General features: G+C 37.7%; 11 protein-coding genes and 1 tRNA gene. 6 read left to right on the forward strand and 6 right to left on the reverse strand.

The genetic code is table 11. The annotated features are described in order from the left end of the window. Positions 1-162: 162 nt before the first annotated feature. Positions 163-2,364 (reverse strand): right-handed parallel beta-helix repeat-containing protein, encoded by a 2,202-nt coding sequence (locus PLJ10_11245; protein HOK10221.1) that lies wholly within the window; start codon positions 2,362-2,364, stop codon positions 163-165. A gap of 235 nt (positions 2,365-2,599) precedes the next feature. On the opposite strand from PLJ10_11245, the gene PLJ10_11250 reads away from it, so the two are divergent. Further along, positions 2,600-3,121, forward strand: coding sequence for a M23 family metallopeptidase (locus PLJ10_11250; protein ID HOK10222.1), 522 nt, complete (start codon positions 2,600-2,602; stop codon positions 3,119-3,121). 157 nt (positions 3,122-3,278) lie between these two features. Here the strand turns inward: PLJ10_11250 and PLJ10_11255 are convergent, their stop codons facing one another. From PLJ10_11255 to PLJ10_11265, 3 genes are all read right to left on the reverse strand, one after another. Continuing rightward, complete coding sequence (locus tag PLJ10_11255; GenBank protein ID HOK10223.1) at positions 3,279-4,367, reverse strand: TIM barrel protein; 1,089 nt, start codon at positions 4,365-4,367, stop codon at positions 3,279-3,281. 334 nt (positions 4,368-4,701) lie between these two features. Further along, positions 4,702-6,129 (reverse strand): proline--tRNA ligase, encoded by a 1,428-nt coding sequence (proS, locus tag PLJ10_11260; protein HOK10224.1) that lies wholly within the window; start codon positions 6,127-6,129, stop codon positions 4,702-4,704. Between the two features lie 41 nt (positions 6,130-6,170). Next, the gene (locus PLJ10_11265; protein HOK10225.1) at positions 6,171-7,808 is read right to left on the reverse strand and encodes a hypothetical protein; all 1,638 of its coding nucleotides are present in this window, start codon (positions 7,806-7,808) and stop codon (positions 6,171-6,173) included. Between the two features lie 193 nt (positions 7,809-8,001). Here PLJ10_11265 and PLJ10_11270 point away from each other — a divergent pair, with 193 nt between their 5' ends. The 4 genes from PLJ10_11270 to PLJ10_11285 all read left to right on the forward strand — a co-directional run bounded on the left by PLJ10_11270 (position 8,002) and on the right by PLJ10_11285 (position 14,901). After that, complete coding sequence (locus PLJ10_11270) at positions 8,002-10,983, forward strand: insulinase family protein (GenBank protein ID HOK10226.1); 2,982 nt, start codon at positions 8,002-8,004, stop codon at positions 10,981-10,983. A 351-nt stretch (positions 10,984-11,334) separates the two neighbouring features. Beyond that, positions 11,335-13,083 (forward strand): DNA primase, encoded by a 1,749-nt coding sequence (dnaG, locus tag PLJ10_11275; GenBank protein ID HOK10227.1) that lies wholly within the window; start codon positions 11,335-11,337, stop codon positions 13,081-13,083. Positions 13,084-13,106: 23 nt separating this feature from the next. Then, positions 13,107-14,798 carry an RNA polymerase sigma factor RpoD gene (gene rpoD, locus PLJ10_11280; protein HOK10228.1) on the forward strand — a complete coding sequence of 564 codons (1,692 nt, stop codon included), beginning with the start codon at positions 13,107-13,109 and terminating at the stop codon, positions 14,796-14,798. Between the two features lie 29 nt (positions 14,799-14,827). Continuing rightward, positions 14,828-14,901: transfer RNA gene (locus PLJ10_11285), tRNA-Ile, on the forward strand. Positions 14,902-14,928: 27 nt separating this feature from the next. Here the strand turns inward: PLJ10_11285 and PLJ10_11290 are convergent. Continuing rightward, a complete protein-coding gene (locus PLJ10_11290; GenBank protein ID HOK10229.1) occupies positions 14,929-15,915 on the reverse strand; it encodes a radical SAM protein in 987 nt (328 codons plus the stop codon). A 331-nt stretch (positions 15,916-16,246) separates the two neighbouring features. Between PLJ10_11290 and PLJ10_11295 the strand changes: the two genes are divergently transcribed. Beyond that, positions 16,247-20,257, forward strand: a complete 4,011-nt coding sequence (locus PLJ10_11295) for a tetratricopeptide repeat protein (protein ID HOK10230.1) — start codon at positions 16,247-16,249, stop codon at positions 20,255-20,257. On the opposite strand, the gene PLJ10_11300 is transcribed toward PLJ10_11295, so the two are convergent. Continuing rightward, positions 20,241-20,945 (reverse strand): hypothetical protein (locus tag PLJ10_11300; protein HOK10231.1); only part of this gene is annotated, 705 nt, incomplete at its 5' end. The genes PLJ10_11295 and PLJ10_11300 overlap by 17 nt on opposite strands.

Below are 20,945 nucleotides of genomic sequence, written 5' to 3' on the forward strand. Positions count from 1 at the left end.
CAGGTAGGGGTGTCTACATAATGTAATAATGTAGCGGGGGTATATTTGCTTAATGGTGGATAGGTTATAGTTAGAATATAGTTTGTTTTATCTCTTAATCGTTGACAATTCTTATAACATGACTTACAATACTTGATAACTGATAATTAGATTTTTGTAGGTTTATTTTGAAGAGAGGGGGCATGGGATTCTATCGTATTTTTTAGGGAGGTTAACCCATTCGTCTTCACCATATAGTCCGATTTGTGACATATCAATCGGTTTGAAGCCTAATTTAAGTGCTGGTGAGTCGGCCTTTAATCGGAAGTCCCCTTTTTGGGAATCCACAAATAGGGGGTCGGCTATGATACTGTTCTTATCAAAGCCTAATTCTTGCCATTGCTGTAAGGATTTGCCTTTAAAGGTAACTTCACCGATGGTGTTCCAATAACAGTTTTTATCCATTTGCCATTTATTGTTTGTCCAGTTGCTTCCTAATAGTTGATTGTTGTCATAGTAGACAATATTTCTCTCAAAGATAAAAGAGATGTGTTCTTCTTCTCTGCTTCTTATGATTTGTTCTCTTGCTGAGAGTGCAAAAATGTTGTTAATGACTTGGTTTTCTCGTCCGTAGTGTTGATGGAAATTTCCCGTAAGGGTGTGATGAACGACATTGTTTTCCAAGACGATGAAGGAACTCCCTTCGTCTGTATAGAGTCCCCAACCGCCGTATTGGTCCGGGTCACACATGATATCATGGATATGATTGTTCCTCAGTACTGTTTCTGGTGAAATGCCTAAGGTATAAATACCTCCCATGTCTGCTAATTGTGCTTTTCCGATATTATGAATGTGGTTGTATTCAATACTATTATGATGTGCGGAACTGGGAGCATAACCCCAGCACCAACCTATGGACATTCCTGAATAACGGAAATCACATATTTCATTGTGAGTTACCTTATTATAAGAACTTCTACCTATCCATACGCCTATTCCTGCCCGTAATAAGCGACCACCCTCATGGATAAAGCAGTTGTCGACGAGATTGTTTCCACATCCTTTTTCCCCTAATTTTTCATATAAATACAATTGCTTTTTATCGGCGGTTTCTGGTCCTGTGGTTTCATCTGTTTCCGCATTAGCGGTTTCCCCTATTTTTATTCCGCCTGCCCCCATATCATACAAGTGACACTGGCGAATAACATTGTCTTGTGAACCCTCACGCCACCAGAAGGCATAGTTGCTAACATGCTGAACTGTACATTTTTCAAAGATACAATTTCGTGCCCCTACGCCCTGGATGGCTCCTGAAATGGATACTTCTGCTTGCGGGTCGGAATGTCCTCGGTCTCCAACAGAAAAATTGGTATAGGCAAATTCAATTCCCTTAAAAATCATGTCCTTGACAAATTTCTGGTCACCAGGATTTCCCTCAAATAACAACAATTGTTCCAGAACAGGAACAATAACTTCCGCAGTATTCATATCTTCATCAGGGTAAGGTATATAGTAGAGACGGCCTTCTTGACGGTTCAAATACCATTCACCTTGAGTATCAAGTCCCTCAAAAAGGTGCTCAATATAAAACTTCTGGTTCTCAGAAAAAGTGACACCAAACCAAAAATTAGGGGGAACATTTAAATCCAAGCGTCTTTCATTGGTATCAATCGAACGAATAGGGAGCAATGGTACAGCCCATTTGCAGAAAATAACGCAGTAGCTATTGCTGATAGAATTCCAGGGTTGTATATCATCATTTTCTCCATAAAATACTTTTAAGGTGCCAGGTTGGTTTTCACCTTCGGGAATGTATTCATACTTTTTCGCAGTGAAGAAGTCCTTTTTAGATGGATAATCCCCAAATGGGTTTGTAGCATTAGGTGTTCGTGCAGGTTGCCTCCGTTGTCGATTGACCCAAACAGAACCCAGCGAAGATTTACTGTTTTTAAATTCTGGGACATCAGCAACCCACCATTTTTCTTCCTTTTTCCATCCTGAAATCTTTTTTCCACCCGAAATAATAGGTTTTTCTCCTTGATAGGATTCGAAAATGGTTGGTGCTTTTTCTTTTCCAGAGTGCTCTGGTGTAATCTGAATAGGTTCATTCAATAGATAACTACCACCTCTTAAAAAAACGTGTATCACCTTGTCGCCATTTTCAGAGTTTCGAATTCTCTTAACCTTATCAAGTACTGCTTGTATACTCCCTAAGGGACCATCCGTTTTAGATTCATTTACTTCAGGTATGCTTCCTGACCAAGCATCATTTCCTTGTGGTGACACAAACAGGCAAATCTCATTCTCACTGGCGACGCTTTGGGATTTAGCCAAGAATGGGATGAATAACAAACAAAGTAAAGAGATTAAGAGACGTTGATTCATAGCATACTCCTTTTGCGTTGAAATGGTACTTCATTATACATGAAAAGACAAATAGATATGAAAACTGAACTACCAAAGAGATGAACTTCTGAAATATTCAACCCCCTATTCGAATTCCGATGAGTTTTTTGAATGTACTATGTGTTTTTATGTGATTTGGAGTTAGAAAGGGAATGTATGGTTTGTTATACTTAATTGGTCTGGAATTAGCAAAATCATTTTTAAGAAGGTACATATGAAGAAAAAGTCTATCCATGTTTATTTTGTCATACTGGTTTTAAGTTTGTTTCTTTTCTCATGTGCACGGCATAGACATATTGCACCTTTACAGGTTCCAATTCGAGAAGAGGTTTCTAAGGGAGCATGGGGATTTCCACTTGCAAGTTCGTCATTTGTGGTTACTTCACCATTTGGCGAATCAAGGAGGCATAGAGGTAGACATTATAAACATCAAGGAATAGATATAAAGGCTGAAAAAAATACACCTGTATTGGCAACTCAAAAAGGTCAGGTAATTTTTGCAGGTAAATCAGGTGATTATGGTTTGCTAGTCTGCATCAAACATGATATGAATTGGGAATCTCGTTATGCTCATTTACGGAAAATCAATGTTAAACGAGGTCAATCGGTAAAGAAGGGACAGGTTATCGGTAAAGTGGGCAAAAGCGGAAATGCAACAGGTTATCATTTGCATTTTGAGTTACGGCGAAATAATGTTCCTGTTAATCCACAACCCTATCTTTCCTCGAGAAAATAGCTTTCTTGAAGACAGACTTCACCTTAACTATTTACAATGCAATATCTTTATCTTTAATCTTTTGTATACCTGAGCAAATTAAGTATTAATGGAAATTTATAAATTACCATACATTACTTGACACAAGGGAAGTGACCTGTGCTACCGCCTTGTAGTATCAACTATATTTAACACCCATTAAAAGTGAAAGGATGTATCTATCAAGTTCTTCATAGTCTCGCTCTGCTATGAGTTGTGCTACTAATTTTTTATCCATGGCTCTGACTTTTTCGACCAGTAGTTTAAACGTTGCCAGACTGTTCTTCAGATGTTTTGTATTGACTGCTTGTTTTTGAGTTCGCATTGTTTTGACATCCAAGCCAATCCATTCACCATTCCTACCATATCCATATTCTTCAAGGACTCTTACCTGATTAAAAGCACGGCGGAGGTTATATGAGCCAAAGGATTTATCCTGGTCGAATTTTAATCCACCCTGGTCGTTTAAGTGCACACTTCTTAATTTTCGATGAGCCAATGCATATGCCATATCATCGGCTGGGTCTAATCCAGCAAGGATAGAATGTGCAGTCTCAACAAGACAACAAACACGGTCTGGGTCGTTCGTTATGTATGCCAAGCCAATAGCATGTCCGATAGTGGGAATAATTGCACTATCAACTGGCTCATTAGGTTTTGGCTCAATTAAGATAATAACATTTTTATCATAAGCGAGCATTTCGTTAATAGCGTCTCTGATTTGTAGAACTGCAAGTCGAACATTCTTACTCTCACGAATATAGGTGCCTTCTCTCGCCAACCATAACACCATGTTATGTGTCCCTAAGATATTCATAATATCGATTGCCTTTTTCGTCCTTTCAATTGCATACTTCCGACATGCAGGGTCGTTGCTCGTATATGCACCATCAATAGTCTTGGGTGAAAACCATAAACGTGGTGCCACGAACTCCGCAACTAAACCTTCGTTGTCCAGCATCTTTTTAACTTTTTTTGCTTCCTTTTCTATTTCAGAACCTGTTTTATTGTCCAAATCGGGCACAGCATCATCATCATGAAATTGCATACCATCAAAGCCTAATTCCTTAGCGACTCGCATCTTCTTTGCAAGTGGTTCGGGTTTTCGTACTGGTGGACCAAACGGGTCTGCTCCTTCATCAATATTCCACGGACCGAAAGAAAAACGATAAACCGCTTGCATATTTTTTGACTCTGCATTTGTGTTGCTATTCTTTTTTGTTGCCATACTCTGTTCTCCTTAAATTTAAGTTTTTATATAACAAATAACTCTCCAAAGCAATTTGTGAATAAATAATAAATATTTATTCTTTTTTTGCATTGGTTTATTATATTCTTAACCACCCATTCCATTCCATTTTAACACAATTCTAACTTGAACAACCTACTTCGTTTTATTCAACACTTTTGCTTTAACAGTTCCTGAATGGGACAAAATATGAACTTAAAATGATGTAATTATGACAATTGCAAAATGAATTTGGATAGGAGCCTATATAAAATACTGCCCTCGTAATTTTTTTATCAATAAGAATTATTGCTACCCTTTAAACGTTTTTAATTTAATATGATTGAGCTGCAATGACGCGATATTTACAGGGTTTACCAGTTATCATACAGGGACCTTCTTCTTCGGGTGCATCAAATGGAATACAGCGTATGGTCGATTTGGTCTCTTCTTTTAATCGTTGTTCTACTTCGGGATTGGTATGGTCAAGAAATACCCGGAAGAAACCACCTTGTTCAATTCGTTCTTTATATTCATCATAAGAATCGACAGTAAATGTATTTGCTTCGGTTCTTTCTTTGGCTTTCTTGAAGAGGTTGTTTTGTATCTCTGTTAGGGTATTTTGCACGTGTTCTTTTAAATTATCAATACCCATAGTTATCTTTTCTGCATTGTCTCTTCTTACAAGGACTACTTGATGATTTTGCACATCACGGGGACCGATTTCGATTCGTAAAGGAACGCCTTTCAGTTCCCATTCATTGAATTTATAGCCAGGTTTATACTGGTCACGGTCATCAATTTTATAGAAAAGTGGGTCCCAATCGCTGGTGATATTTCGTGCAAACTCAGACACTTTTTGCTGTTCTTCCTCACTACGCCAGATGGGGACAATTACTACGGGCAGAGGTGCTAATTTGGGGGGAATAACCAGCCCCTGGTCATCCGAATGTGTCATTATCATTCCACCAATAAGCCGTGTTGATACGCCCCAACTGGTAGCGTATACATATTTTAATTCTTTGTCTTTATCCTGAAACTTTACATCGAAGGCTTTTGCAAAATTCTGTCCTAAGTTATGGGATGTCCCTGCTTGCAAGGCTTTCCCATCCTGCATAAGGGCTTCGATGCAATAGGTATGAATTGCACCTGCAAATTTTTCGGATTCTGTTTTTTTCCCCACAATTACGGGCATAGCCATATAATCTTCTGCAAACCGTTGGTATACTCGAATCATTCGCAAGGTTTCTTCTTCTGCTTCCTCGAAAGAAGCATGAGCGGTATGACCTTCCTGCCAGAGAAATTCTGTGGTACGGAGGAAGAGCCGTGTTCGCATTTCCCAGCGACATACATTTGCCCATTGATTGATGAGCAGAGGTAAATCGCGGTAAGAACTTATCCAATTCTTATAAGTAGCCCAGATAATTGTTTCTGAGGTTGGGCGAATTACCAATGGTTCCTCTAAAGGTTTTCCGCCTCCATGCGTCACTACCGCACATTCTGGAGCAAAACCTTCTACATGTTCCGCTTCTTTTTTTAGGAAACTTTCAGGAATGAGCATAGGAAAATAAGCATTGACATGTCCTGTCTCTTTGAACATACGGTCGAGATTCTTTTGAATATTTTCCCAGATACCATAACCATTAGGTCGGATAACCATACAACCCTTTACAGGACTATAATCCGCTAATTCTGCTTTTAATACAATGTCAATATACCACTGGGAATAATCTTCAGAGCGTTTGGTTATTCCTTTGCTCATTTCGTTGCATCCTTTCCTTGAATCGTTTTACTTGGTTAGAGTTATTGACTTGTTTTTCGGGGATAGGCTTTGTTCATCCGTTGGATAAGTTCCAGAGCATTTTTATGATAAGTAGTTCCTACGTCTGGACCTCCGGAATTTACCTCTCCATACTGACTTTTTCCATATACAAATGGAGGTTTTGTGTCCCATTGCGATTTTGGAAGCATATAACCGATTTCATCGTTAGCCAAACCAATCACGAAAGCCATCCTGGCTCCCTTTTCCATTTCCATCCGAAGAGGAGGGGTTTCAACGGGGGTAGTTAGGTTAAAATCATTTCCTGGTAGAGCTTCGATATTGCCCTGAACAATTTCTGGGTATAATTCACCTGGAACGGTAGTAATCATAACATCACCGATACGAACAACATTCACCTCGCTTTTTGATTTACCACCCCAGTAATATCCTTCATGAATAAGCCCTAACATAATTGCATATTTGAAATGTCCCCGCATGGGTGCAAGGTATGTTTTGGCAGACACAGCCAGTAGTGGATTTTCATTTTTCCATACATTCGGTCCGCGCAGTGCATTAATAGCAACAAGTGCAGTGTTATATCCTAAGGCTTCACCTTTTTCTAATGAAGATTCTTTATATACAGTGGTTCCAGAACGATCAGGGACTTCAACACCTAATTGTGTCATAAGGCCGCCAACCATTCCCTGAAAATATAAACACATACCACCAAAACCGGGTGCACCATTTGGTTCGGGAACACCATTTTCTAATCCTTCACGAAGTGTATGGCAGAAATCTGATGAAAGGTAGTTGTTTTCACTACCCGATGATTCGGGATGGTTCCCCCATGAAACAAAGGTTGCGATGGTTTCATCTGTGTTAGGTTTTGTAAAGCGGAATAAATACATATTCAGGTCTATCACTTCTGGTTTTCGTGAATCACGAATAAAACCTTCTGGACCTACCTGCACCTGTGTGCAATACATATCTGCGGGTTGTAAATTCTTAACTGCTTCTTCAATGGCTTCTTTTGCCATTTTTTGGATAAATTTCATGTGGCTATCATCGTAACCAAATCCTGGAATATCTAACCCTTTAATTCGTTTCCAGAAAGTCCAGATTTTCATGGTATCCACTACTTCATGGCAGTGGGTAGATGAAAAAAGGATATGGTCAACCTTTAAACTGGGGTCTATACTTTTGCGTATGGTTATGAAATCGTTATGGTATATACCAATAGCATCAAAACTTGCCATAACCAGCGTAACACCATTATTACGAAATGCAATAGCACGAACCCATTGTGGGTCATGAATTCCTTTAGCAGGGCGATTTGTTCCAAAACCTGCTATCCAGATACCGTCAAATTTCCCATTCTTGTTTTTATCTACATACGTATCTATACCAGGGTCAAATTTACCATTATTGTTTACATCTTCCCAGGAATCGTAAAGGTCAAGAATAGGGGTAATATCTCTTTTGGCAACACCCACTTCAAGGACACCTGGTTTCGGTGCTGTTGCAGGGTCAGGAATTAGAAAGTCTAAAGTATAGTTATGATATGGTCCCCGCGTGCGAGAATAAAGCCATAAGAAAAATGCAATGATAATCACAAGAATGATTATAAGTGTCCATCGTAAAATAGGATGTCTACCTAAAAAAGAGTCGGGAGAAAACATAATTTTATTCCTTTTAATCAGAGGTTTTAAATGGCAATTGTGTATAATTAGAGTGTTTGAAAAGACTATTGGTGTTGATTATATGATAAATGGGTATCTTATTTCATTCTTTTATCTACATCGTGTACATATAGATTTCTAATATTGAAAGGCTTTTAACATGAATAGAAGACAGTTTTTAATAGGAGTAATTATGAGCGTGTTCTCTGTTTGTTCATCTAATTTTAGTTATGCTTATGAACTTATTTACCAACCGAAACCTGAAGATTCCATGCAGGTCTACATCTACCGTTTGGAAAACGGGATAACAGTATATTTGACTGAGAATCATGAAGTTCCCCGTTTTTATGCAGAGATAGCCGTGCGAGCAGGTAGTCAGAATGACCCACCAGAAACTACTGGATTAGCCCATTACTTTGAGCATTTGATGTTTAAGGGGTCAGAACGATTAGGAACAATTGATTTCGATAAGGAAAAGGAACTATTAGATAAAATAGAAGAGTTGTATGAGGTATATCGGCAAACCACAGATACGGAAAAGCGGGAAGAAATTTATAACGAAATTGACCAACTTTCTCAAGAAGCAAGTAAGTATGCTGTTCCAAATGAATTGGATCGGGTGTATAAATCATTGGGAGGCGACAAAATTAACGCACATACTTGGATTGATGAAACGGTCTATAAGGTAGAGTTACCTTCTGGATGTTTAGAACATTGGGCAATGTTAGAATCTGACCGTTTTTCCAAACCGATTTTCCGACTATTTGCAACAGAATTGGAAACCGTGTATGAAGAAAAAAATCGTGCTATGGATAATCGCGAACGTGTGTTGATGGAAGCAGTCAATAAAGCTTTGTTCCCTGACCATCCCTATGGAACGCAAACAACCTTAGGCGAACCCGAACATCTAAAAAATCCATCAATAAGGAATATAAAAAATTTCTTTGAGCATTGGTATGTGCCAAAAAATATCTCTATAGGAATCTCAGGCGATATACAAATCCCAGAAGCAATAGAAATTATTGCAAAGTATTTTTCAGAAGTGAGGAAAGATACCGCAAAGGAAGTAGATACGAATGAAAACAGCGTTACAATTGAAAAAATAAACGTTACTGAGGACAAAATCTGTTCGCCTATCTCTACATATTGTTATGAGCCTTTGAAGGAAAGGGTTCCAGTAGAGATACAATTCGAAGGGGAACCTGCAGTTATGCTTGCCTTTCGAACCGTCCCAAAACTGCATCCTGATTCCGATAAACTGATTCTTATGGATATGATTTTAGATAATGCAGTGGCAGGTTTGATTAATCTCAATTTAATCCAGAGGCAGAAAGTCCGACGTGCTGGTGCATTTGTCATGCAACTAAATGACTTAGGTGTTGAGTATATATTTGGCGTGCCGAAGGAAGGACAAAGTTTGGAAGAGGTGGAGCAATTATTGTTAGAACAAGTAAAAATGCTATATGAAGGAAAATTTGAAGATTGGCTTTTACCAGCGATAATTACTGATTTCCGTAAGATGAAAGAACGGTCAATGGAAACAAATGAAGGGCGAGTCGGTGAACTTACAGATGCCTTTATTGCACATGAAGATTGGCAGGAACATTTGAAACGTATTGAACGGTTTGAGAAGATTACCAAAGATGAAATTGTAAGCACTGCGAAGAGATACTTCTCGCAGGGATATGTTGCAGGCTATCGTAAAGATGGGAAGCGAGAGATTAACTATGTTCCAAAGCCGAAACTAACACCGCTAACCATCGATAGCACAAAACTTTCAGCCTTCGCTCAACAGATTTTGTCCATCCCTATGGCTGAAAGTGAGCCCGTATTTTTAGAAAAAGGAAAAGATTATATTCATCAACCAACCAAAGAAGGATTGGACTTCTGGTTTTGTAAAAATCCATTGAATAAAATATTTAGTTTTGAAATACGGGTTAATATAGGAAATTATCATAATCCTAAAATTCCAGTTGCTTTGCGGTTATTAGAAAAATCTGGAACGCGTTACCTTTCCGCAGAAGACCTTAAAAAAGAATGGTATAAGTTAGGAGCAGAATTTAATGTCCGTTCAACCAATAACGAGACTATTATTACGTTGACGGGGTTTGACGACCGCTTCAAGGAAACAATCCATTTATTGATGGAGGTGATGTTCTATCCACAGGTGGAAAAGAATGTACTGGAAGAATTAAAAGCAATTATCCTTGCTCAACGTGCAGATGCCAAGAAAGACCCTGAGGAGGTTATGCGTGCTTTAGTCCAATTTAACCGCTTGGATACACAATCCGCCTATCTAAATTTGCTCCCAGAAGAGGAACTGAAAAAAGTAGCTGTCGAAGAATTACAGGAAATAACAAAAAGCCTGTTAACCTATAAGCACCATATATTCTATGCAGGAACATTAAATCACAAAGATTTAATGAAACTTTATAAAAAGCACCTTAAAAATGAATTAAAACAACAAAAGGACAAACACCAAAAGAAACTCTTAGAATTCAAACAAACACCACCTTACATCTACTTGAAATCACGAAAACCAGAAATAACACAGCTCTACGTCTTAGATAAAGAAACAACACAGGCAAATGTGCGAATCGAATTTGGTTTGGTCGAGTCCACTATGGAAGAACAACCTGTAATCGAGGTTTTTAATGCTTACTTCGGGGGCAGTATGGCAGGAATCGTTTTCCAGGAACTACGAGAAGCACGGGCATTAGCCTACGTAGCAGGTGCACAGTATATAGATGGATATAGAAAAGGAGATGAAGACCTGATGGTCGGTGTTATCCAGACACAACCAGATAAACTAAAAGATGCGTTAGAATGCTTTTTGCAGTTATTTGACAATTTACCTGTATCTGAGGAACGTTTCCATTTCGCTAAGGAATCCGTGCTCAACGATTACCAAACAGATAAAGTGCCATTTCGAAGTGTATTAGGACGAATTTATGGTTGGTATCTCCACGGGATTGAATATGACCCAAGAAAACAGTGGTATGAAGATGTGAAACAATTAACCCTAAAAGACCTCCTACAATTCTACGAAAAGAAAATCAAATCCAGCCAACGCCTCATCAGCGTTATGCTTCCACTAAACAGGATTACCCCCGATTCACTCAAACAATTCGGTAGCCTACGCTATGTTACCATAGATGATATTTTCGTTAAATAAAATACGAATACGTTTAATGCAAACATATCGAAATACAAAAATTTCGCTGAATAGAAAGGTATTTATATCCCCAATAGATACTGCATATTCATGTCATAAAAAAGTAGCCCATGCGTCCACTTGTAATTAAAACCGTAACACAGCCACTCCCACCTATGAAGAATTATCCGTAGTGTGGAGGCATGGGTCTGCCTCTACTTTTTAAAGGTAACTGTAATTATGAGGGATAATTTTAAATTTGCTTTTTTTGGTTATTTATGGTATAATTTTAATGCTACTTGACAAAATTGGGGTAAGTCTGTCTCTGGATAGGGAAAAGACAGACCTCAAGAAAGAAGGTTGGTTCTGCCCTTGTATCCACGTCATATAATAGAACATGTTTTAAACTCAACTGATATAGTTCAAATAGTGTCAACATATTGTGATTTGAAACCTTCGGGTCCAGACCGTTATAAAGCCCTCTGTCCTTTTCATACTGAAAAGACGCCGTCTTTTATGGTCTCTCATTCTCGCCAGATTTATCACTGTTTTGGCTGTGGTAAAGGTGGTGATGCTATATCTTTTTTGATGGAAATGCAGAATATCAGTTTTATGGAAGCCCTTGAAATTTTAGCGGATAGAGCAGGGGTGATGTTGCCTCGATTAAACTCGGGGATGGATGGTAAGGCATATAACGCAATAAAAGAGGAACGGAAAACGTTATTTCAAATATTGGAGTTGTCTGCGGATTTTTATAGAAGCCAGTTAACTAAAACGTTGACTGGGAAATTGGCATTGGATTATCTGGAACGAAGGAAACTATCACCACAGATTCAAGAGGAGTTTAAGATTGGATTTGCCCCTGCTGATGGATATACTCTTTATCGGTATTTGAAATCCAAAGGTTTTTCGGATAAGCTTCTCCAGAAAACAGGACTTATCCGTTCTTTCGAGCAAGAAGGTCGTTATTATGACTTTTTTAGAAATCGGATTTTATTCCCAATTCGAAGTATTGAGGGCAAAATCATTGCCTTCGGTGGTCGTGAAATTTCTGGGGATGGTCCCAAATACATAAATATTGCTGAAACCGAAATCTATCGTAAAAGCAAAGTTTTATATGGTTTATGGGAAGGAAAAGAATCTATTCGTTCACAGCAATTTGCTATTTTTGTGGAAGGATATATTGATTTATTACGATGTTTCCAAAATGGCATTAAAAATGTTGTTGCTACCTGTGGGACAGCATTAACATTGGAACAAGCAAATCTTATCAAACGGTTTGCACCTCGTGTTGTGATTGTTTACGATGGCGATGAAGCGGGTCTATCTGCGGCATTACGGGCTACTTCTATTCTACTCCAAGCGGGTTTGAATGTGCATGCGGTAACGCTCCCAGACGGGAAAGACCCTGATGATTTTTTGCAAGAGCATTCTGTATCAGAATGGAACGAACTTATACATAATGCACCGACATTCTTCACATTTTATTTACAGCAAAAAAAGGCTCTTCTCTCCACGCCTACTGGGAAGGTAACTGTTTTATCTGAACTTTTCCGATTAATCTCTACCATGAAGGAAAATACATTAAAAGAGGAATATCTAAAAGAGATTGCCTCAGCATTGCATATAAATTTTTGGTCAATTCAAAGCGATTACGAGCAATATTTAAACAACAATTTTTCTACACAGGAGAGGATTTCGGTACCGAATAAGTTCCTTGTGCCAATGGATGATCTGGACTTTATCTATGCCATACTTCATAATGATGGGTTGAGAGAAAAGGTAAAAGATTGTTTTTATGAAATTCCTTTCCCAGAGAATTCCTTCGGGTTTGCAATTAAATACATATTAGAGAATGAAAATCCTGACCCACGATTTATAGAAGACAAAAATGCAGGTAAAATTCTTCAAGAGGCATATTTAATTGAGCCTAAGAGCAAAAATCTGGACATTTTAGTTGAAGAGCGACTAAAACGGTTTCGTATTGATTATCTGAACAAGCAAATAGAAGAGATTCAAGAAAAAATTCGTTTGGCTGAAAAAAGTCAGCAAAGCGAATTATTAATAGAACTAATTAAGGCACAAAATGAATTAATAAATAGAAGAAATACATTAACATAAGTTATGCTAACGAGGTAATACCTATGGCAAAAAAGACAACTTTGCGAAAACGACAAAAAAAACTTACTGAAATCCAAAACTATGAGGACGAACCACTATTAGAAATTCTTTACGAAGCGCATGAAAGTCCGAGCGATACGTTACGTGCATTAGGTTATGAAAAAGCACCTTTAGGCAAAGGGGCAATAACAACATTAGATGCCCAAAAGACAGAAACCACAAAAGCACCTACACGTCCAGATGAGGGAATCCGTGTATATCTACGGGCTATGGGTAAGGTCCCTCTGTTGACGAAGGAAAAAGAAGTCAGTATTGCCCGTGAGATTGAAGAAGCTGAAAAAGAACTGGTTCGGGTGTTGTTAAGTGCTCCATATACTGTTCATGAGTTTTTCTTAATCGCTACACGTATCCGTTCTGGTAGATTAGACCCAGCACGAATTATTGACTGTAATGAACCCTCTAAAATAGAAAAGTTGAAGAAACAACTACTTCAGAGTGCAGACCAGTTGTCTGTTTATCGTCAGCAAATACATGCATTAGAGAAAAAATTAGAGAAACTAACGAAACGAGGGGCAAAACAAAGAAGCAAATTACAACTGATTGAGTCCATCAAAAATCAGATTCAGGGAATACGAGAAAAACAGTATCAGATATTAAGAGATTTTCCGTTATGTGCCCGCGAGATAGTTAAGATTGGACGCAAAATTAAGTCACTGGAAAGAAGAATTATAAGTGCAAAAGAAGAGATCGTTCAGATTGAACATGAATTTGGGCTCACTGCTGACGAGATTATAAAGATGGCTCACACAGGTAAAGGTCGAAAGAGTAAAAAAGACCCAGATGCAGTATATCTTTACGAGTGTGCCCAACGACTTGAAATGGCAAGGATGAAGATTAATCAGATACAACGTGATGCTCAAATGAACTTAGGACAAATTTCCGAGCTTATAAAAACTGTCAAAGAGAAAGAAGAAAAGATAAGTGAGACAAAACAAAAGTTGGTGGAAGCAAACCTGCGATTGGTTGTAAGTATCGCTAAGAAATATACTAACCGTGGTATGTCGTTTGAAGACTTGATTCAGGAAGGGAATATCGGTCTTATCAAGGCGGTAGACAAATTTGAATACTGGCGTGGATATAAGTTTAGTACCTATGCGACATGGTGGATTCGACAAGCCATAACACGTGCAATTGCTGACCAAGCACGAACCATCCGAATACCTGTTCACATGATTGAATCCATTAATAAATTAGCAAGGGCGAATCGTGCGTTGATACAACGATACGGTAGAGAACCTAATGTGGATGAAATTGCAGGTGAGATGGAATTATCTGTTGACCGTGTCCATTCTATTCGAAAAATATCGCAAGACCCTATGAGCCTCGAGATGCCAATTGGTGATGATGGTGATACAACCTTTGGAGATTTCATTGAGGATGAAAATGTTGAAAATCCATCTGAAAACACGCAATTCCAATTATTTATCGATAAAATTAATGAGGTATTGAAAACCCTAACCGAACGAGAAGAGAAAGTGATACGATTGCGTTGGGGATTGGGCGATGGATTTCAGCGAACTCTGGAAGAGGTTGGAAGTGTTTTCAATGTAACACGAGAACGTGTCCGTCAAATAGAAGCCAAAGCATTGCGAAAACTGAGGCATACTTGGCGTGCACGAGAACTTCTGCCCTTCATAGAAAGTTGCAAAAAATAACAAATATTGTTAAAATATTATATGTTTTTGGGCCCTTAGCTCAGTAGGTCAGAGCAGGTGACTCATAATCACTTGGTCGCAGGTTCGAATCCTGCAGGGCCCACATTCTTTTTAAGGGGACATATACATATTAATAATCTTTTAACACCCTGGATACTAAATGATGGATTTGAGGATTATCAAGTGTTCTTAATGCACCCCGCCAATGACTTTCAGATAATCCCATTTCCTTTGCAACTACACAAAGTTTCATTACCTCTTCAGAACTTACTGAATGACTCTTCAAACTAAACAACGGGGTATTGTAAGAGGACGTCGATGAATAACCACGAAACTCAACTTGCTGTGTATTCGGCAATGCATGCTTAATAAAGGAACATAACTTTCCAATAAGTTCGGGATTATCAGAAAAACCGTGCACAATAGGAATTCGTATATAAATGGGTTTTTCAGAAAGAGCAAGGTCATGCAAATTTCGCAAATAGGTGTCAAATGGCACATCCGAAATAGTATTCCATACCTCCTCATCTATAGTAACCATCTGAAGCAGAATACCATCGACTTTTTCAAGGACTGATTTCCATAAATCTCGAGAGGTGACTGCGGAACAACTGGTGAGAATAACATTTACATCATATTTTTTTAATGCGTCTATTAATTGAATTAACACACACCCATGAAGCAAAGGCTCACCCCCTCCTATCGTAATATTTCGCGGAGGGATTTGTAAATTAATTTCATACTCTACCAGTGATAATATTTGTTCTAATGAAATATAATCCCCAGCATGTTTCAATGCCTCTTCTTTACATGAATCCCAGCATACTCCACAAAAATTGCACTTCTCATAATCAATAGTAATATTCCCATTTACTTTATAGATAGCGGACTGTTTACACGAGTTAACACATAAATAGTCTTGAACACATTTATTCTTTTTCCAACGTATTTCAGGTTTTATGTCTTGTAAGAAGGGATTTAAACACCATGGACATCGTAAACTACATCCCTTAAAGTAAAGTGCAAGCCGAACACCCGGTCCATCATTAGTAGAAAGGTTATCCCATCCGTACAGGACAAACTTCCCGCTTTCCATTACCCCATCTCTGTTATTCATAGCGGTGCCCTCCGCTCTGGGGTTAAATTATTTTATAATCATATTATGACAGAATAAATTCCGTTTTTCAATATTTAAACGGGAAATTAACTTAAAAAGTATCTTTTTACTACACATTAGTATTTTTGAAGTTTTTTCGTTATTCAGACACACTAAATCACTTTTAAGTTCATACATAAAAAAGAACCTTCCAATATTTATGGGGTTAAATGTATTTAGTGAAAGGTCTTTGAATATGTTTATAATATAATCCTACTGGTTAACGTTAATAGGATGATAAAAATAATATAAGAGGAATGTTAATATCACGAAGCAGGTTATCTGGATATCTTTGATTCTTTGCATAGGTTTGGTTATAAGGTTTTATTATCTCACCGAAGTAATTCAAAATCCCGATTTTTGTGCACCTCTTCATGATGCGGAGTTTAAGGATTACTGGGCAAGGGCTATCTTATCAGGGGATTACACACCTCCACGAAACGAAGGTAACCCATTCATGGAAGGGCACCCCCTTCCCAATCCACCAGGGTATCCTTTGTTCCTTGCTTTAATTTATTGGCTAACGGGAGGTAGTTATCTCGCCGTCCGATGGGTTCAAATTTGTATTGGACTTCTTAATATATTCCTTGTGTATTTATTAGGTAAAAACCTGTCTGGTTATAAAGCTGGACTTTTTTCTGCATTAGGAGTAGCTACTTATTGGGCGTTTGTCCACTATGATATGGAACTTAATCAGGTTACAATCTACATAACAATACATTTATTATGTTTCAATTTACTTTTCCATGCACATCAAAAAAACAAATTGGGACTACTTTTCTTGGCAGGCTTTGTATTCGGTATAGGGGCATGGTTCCGTGGAGAAACGTTTATCCTCATTTTCCCATTAACCATATTCGTTATGTTCCTTTTTTATAATTCAGGTCGTCCCAAAGGTGCTTTATATACAGGGTTGTTATTCTTGGTTTCTGCACTATTACCTGTGGTTCCATTATCCCTATACAACTATTATCTCTGTGGTTCATTTACTTCAGGTTCACATAATAGTGAATGTAGTATTTCCATTGCCTTTCATCCAGACACACCTGAGTATGGTTCATATACACCCGAGATGCTTCGATGGCTTAATAAAACACCTGAGGATACAGTGGAAATATTTGATTTAGATGGAATGACCTTAGGGTTAGGAAAGGAATTAGGATTAGGTCGAAGAGCAACTTATAAGGAATGGAAAAACTATCTCATTTCAGGGGCTATATATAACATAAAAACATACCCATGGCTCAATTTCAAAAAATGCTTGAAACGTTTCTTATGGACTTTTTCCCCTCAAGAATTGGATGAAAACAAAGTTATTTATTACGAGCGTGAAGTTTCCAAGGTCTTAAAATATTTACCCCGTTTTCCTCTCCCTATGAGTTTATTCGCTTTGGGTCTTGCCTTACTCGTCATCTCCTTGCTATCGAAAGGGACTAAGCCGATAGGAATAACTATTACCTCATGGAAATTTTTATTCGTTTTGCTGTTCTTTGTTGTAACAAATATCGGTGTTTTTTCGCTTTTGATAGCTGGAAGTCGTTACCGTGTATCTCTTATTCCTTATTTTTTCATCTTTGGTGGCATTGCTTTTTCTTCATTTTGGGAAGTGATTCAGAATAAAAAATGGAATTTGTCCGCTTTGATTATTTTTAGTTTCATTACCCTTTTTGTGTTGGCTCATATCCCCTTTTTCAATTACCAACCCAATCGTTCTCGCTGGTTAGATGAACGACGAAAATGTTACCAGAGGACTGGAAAAATAGAGGAAGGAATAACCTTTTTCGAATCATGGTTAAAAAAACATCCCGATGCGGATGCTCATTATCATGCGGGCGTTCTTTGTTATGAACTCAATGAACTAACAAAGGCAGAAGAGCATTTTTATACATGTCTCAAATTATATCCAGACCATCTATCCGCTCCTTATAACTTAGGATTGATTTTTGCAAGGAGAGGTGATTGGACAAACGCAGAGAAGTATTTTAAGGAAGCAGTAAAAAGGAATCCGAATAAAGCGGATATGTGGTTTGCATTAGGTTGGGCAATTGAAAACATGAGTGATTCTTCCAGTGCCTTAGAACACTACAACCATGCATTAAGTATAAATCCACAACATGTTCGGGCGTTAACTCATAGTGCTGTGATTATGTTCCGAAATGGAGAACAACATAATGCGAGGAAATATCTTGAACAAGCACTTACCATTGACCCAAACTATGTAGATGCACGATTTAATTTGGGTCAGGTTCTATTAGCGGAACGCAAACCTGCGGACGCCTTGAAACAATTTATGGCTATTATAGAAAAATATCAACCGAAACATGAATTATTGAAGGGCATTGGTTTGTGTCATGTTCAAATGCTGAATTACAACGAGGCATTGAATTACCTTATAAAAGCGAAAGAGATGAAACCAGAACAATGGGATGCAGAAACTATTCTCGCTGTTTGTTATGCTGGATTGGGAAAGCGTGAAGAGTGTAAACAAATAATTAAAGGTTTGAAAAAAGACAATTTTGATACAGTGCAAGCGTTTAATTTAGGACATGCATGGGAATTACTTGGAGAATGGGATGAAGCAGAAACGTATTATAAAACTGTTCTTGAAAAGGATAACCACAATGCGGATGCATGGGCGGGATTAGGGAATGTCTATTTAAATCGTGGAGATAACGATTCCGCATATACATACTTCAGACGAGCAATTGAAATAAATCCACATCAAATTGGAGCATGGTTCAATATTATTTTATCATGGATGCAAAATCACGAATGGGCAAAGGCAAAAGCAGAACTAATTAAGTTTACAGAATACTATCCAGAACATGTTGAGGCATATTATAATTTAGGACTTGCAAATGAAACTTTAGGGGATATAGAGGGTGCAAAGAACGCTTATGAAACGGTATTAGAAAAACATCCAAATCACGCTGGGGCTTTATTTTCACGTGCCACTATTGCCCTATCTGAAATGGACTTAGAAAAGGCACAAGACCTATTTAAACGACTCAAACCGATGGAACCATTTAAATCACTATACCATTTGGGTATCATTTATTCATTAAAAGAAAATTGGGATAGTGCACATGAATGCTTCCTAAAATCGTATTTTATAAATTCTCAACCTTTCTTTACAGATTATATTTATGCATTTAATCTCGGTAGAAGTTATGACCGACTTAATTGTTTGGGTGAAGCGGAATATTTTTATCGCACTTCGTTCGGACTTAACAATGAATTTGTAGATGTAAAAGATGCCCTTGCATATCTCCTTTTTAAGCAAGGAAATATTGAAGAGGCATATCTTTTGCTAAACTCCATTTTTATATATCAAATACCTACGAACTGGTCATATTATCACTTTTCCCTTATCTGGGAAAGTATGAACGAGCCTTCAATAGCATTAAGTTTTGCAGAGCAAGCCAACGCATTAATGCCGAAGCAATCGCCAATCCTTCATCAATTAGGGGGATTACATCGTAAATTAAAAAATTATAATCGTGCCGAAGAATATTTAGAACAGGCAAAGACAGTTAATCCTGACGATGCAACGATTGTAAAAACATTCGCATTTTTACAGTCTGACCGTGAGCGTTATAAAGAAGCAAAAGAATTGTTCATAACTTGCACAAATTTACTTCCTGACGACCCAGAGGTTTACGAAGGGCTTGCAGATGTGTATATGAAGACTGGCGAGTTAAAACAGGCAGAAGAAAACTATCGAAAAGCATTATCAATAAAAGATACCCCCAAAGTAATTAATAAATTAGGATTATTACTTGCTGATTTAAATAAGATATTTGAAAGCATCGGGTTATTGGAGATAGCAATTAAATATTTTCCGAATGATGCTATTACACTTACACGACTTGCCGACCTCAAGGTAATTCTACATTCCGATATAGAAGCAAAAACACTTTATGAACGGGCACTGGCAATAGATACTCAAAATTATCTGACCCACAGAAACTATGCAGATTTGTTAGTCCGTTCTGGTGAGTATGAACTTGCTGAGACACATTATAAACGTGCCTTAGAACTTCAACCTAAAGATTATGTAGCACAAGCAGGGTTAGGATTACTTTATGCTCGTATTAATAAATATGAAGAGGCCAAAACATATTTAGTCCCTCTGGCTCAAGTTAAGACAGATTTACTTGATGTAAATCAACAACTGGCTCTGATATTCCTTTCTGAGAATCAACCAGAGAAAGCCATTAAATATATAAAGCGGTGTATCCTTGCCCAGCCAGACCGCAAAGAATTCCGTGAACTTCTACAGCGGGCTACTCAGACGAAGTAGTAACGTTTTCAGAATGTCCTAAAACCTGCTCTAAATATGGAATTAGAGTGTCTGCCATAATCTTCGCTTTTAGTTTTACCCCTTCCTGCCTCATGTGACAAATATCCCCAAAATATCTTGTGCTGGCAGGAATATTTTCTGCAACTGGAATATAAAGGATTCCGTTTCGTTCACAATAATCTTTTAATTGTTGATTGTATATTTTCATCACATCAGAGTATTCCTTAAATGTAGAATTAGCCCAGCCCCATTCTTTGTCATAATAAAAATCATAATAATCTTTGTCCTCCTTATTTAGTTTTTCACGGTAAGGAACACCAACACTGGAAATACACATATCTATATCCCGTGCTAAAAAGGTATGAGACAGATAATCAATATATCGGAAAATGGATTGATGTATATATTCATCTATTTCCTCCTGAGAATACGGAAAGACAGACCGCATTTGTCTTCGTGCAAATAAAGAGAGAAGTAAAGCAATACGTGTCATGAATGGTTCATTATCAAAAGCACGGGGGAACACTTCATAAATAACATCATTAATTCCTTCATATAAAATAACAAAATCGGGTTGGAGATATAAATAATCAGGTAATTTTGCACAATGTTTCTTTAAGACCATTCCAGAAATACCACAATTAAAAACTTCTATTTTGTTTTCACCAAAGTGTTTTTGTAATTCTTG

The organism is Candidatus Hydrogenedens sp., assembly GCA_035361075.1.
GTDB lineage: Bacteria > Hydrogenedentota > Hydrogenedentia > Hydrogenedentales > Hydrogenedentaceae > Hydrogenedens.

What these genes read in the sequence shown, in the direction of transcription:
- PLJ10_11245 (HOK10221.1), bottom strand. Translation starts at nt 2,364, where the DNA reads ATGAATCAACGTCTCTTAATCTCTTTACTTTGTTTGTTATTCATCCCA.
- PLJ10_11250 (HOK10222.1), top strand. Translation starts at nt 2,600, where the DNA reads ATGAAGAAAAAGTCTATCCATGTTTATTTTGTCATACTGGTTTTAAGT.
- PLJ10_11255 (HOK10223.1), bottom strand. Translation starts at nt 4,367, where the DNA reads ATGGCAACAAAAAAGAATAGCAACACAAATGCAGAGTCAAAAAATATG.
- proS (HOK10224.1), bottom strand. Translation starts at nt 6,129, where the DNA reads ATGAGCAAAGGAATAACCAAACGCTCTGAAGATTATTCCCAGTGGTAT.
- PLJ10_11265 (HOK10225.1), bottom strand. Translation starts at nt 7,808, where the DNA reads ATGTTTTCTCCCGACTCTTTTTTAGGTAGACATCCTATTTTACGATGG.
- PLJ10_11270 (HOK10226.1), top strand. Translation starts at nt 8,002, where the DNA reads ATGAGCGTGTTCTCTGTTTGTTCATCTAATTTTAGTTATGCTTATGAA.
- rpoD (HOK10228.1), top strand. Translation starts at nt 13,107, where the DNA reads ATGGCAAAAAAGACAACTTTGCGAAAACGACAAAAAAAACTTACTGAA.
- PLJ10_11290 (HOK10229.1), bottom strand. Translation starts at nt 15,915, where the DNA reads ATGAATAACAGAGATGGGGTAATGGAAAGCGGGAAGTTTGTCCTGTAC.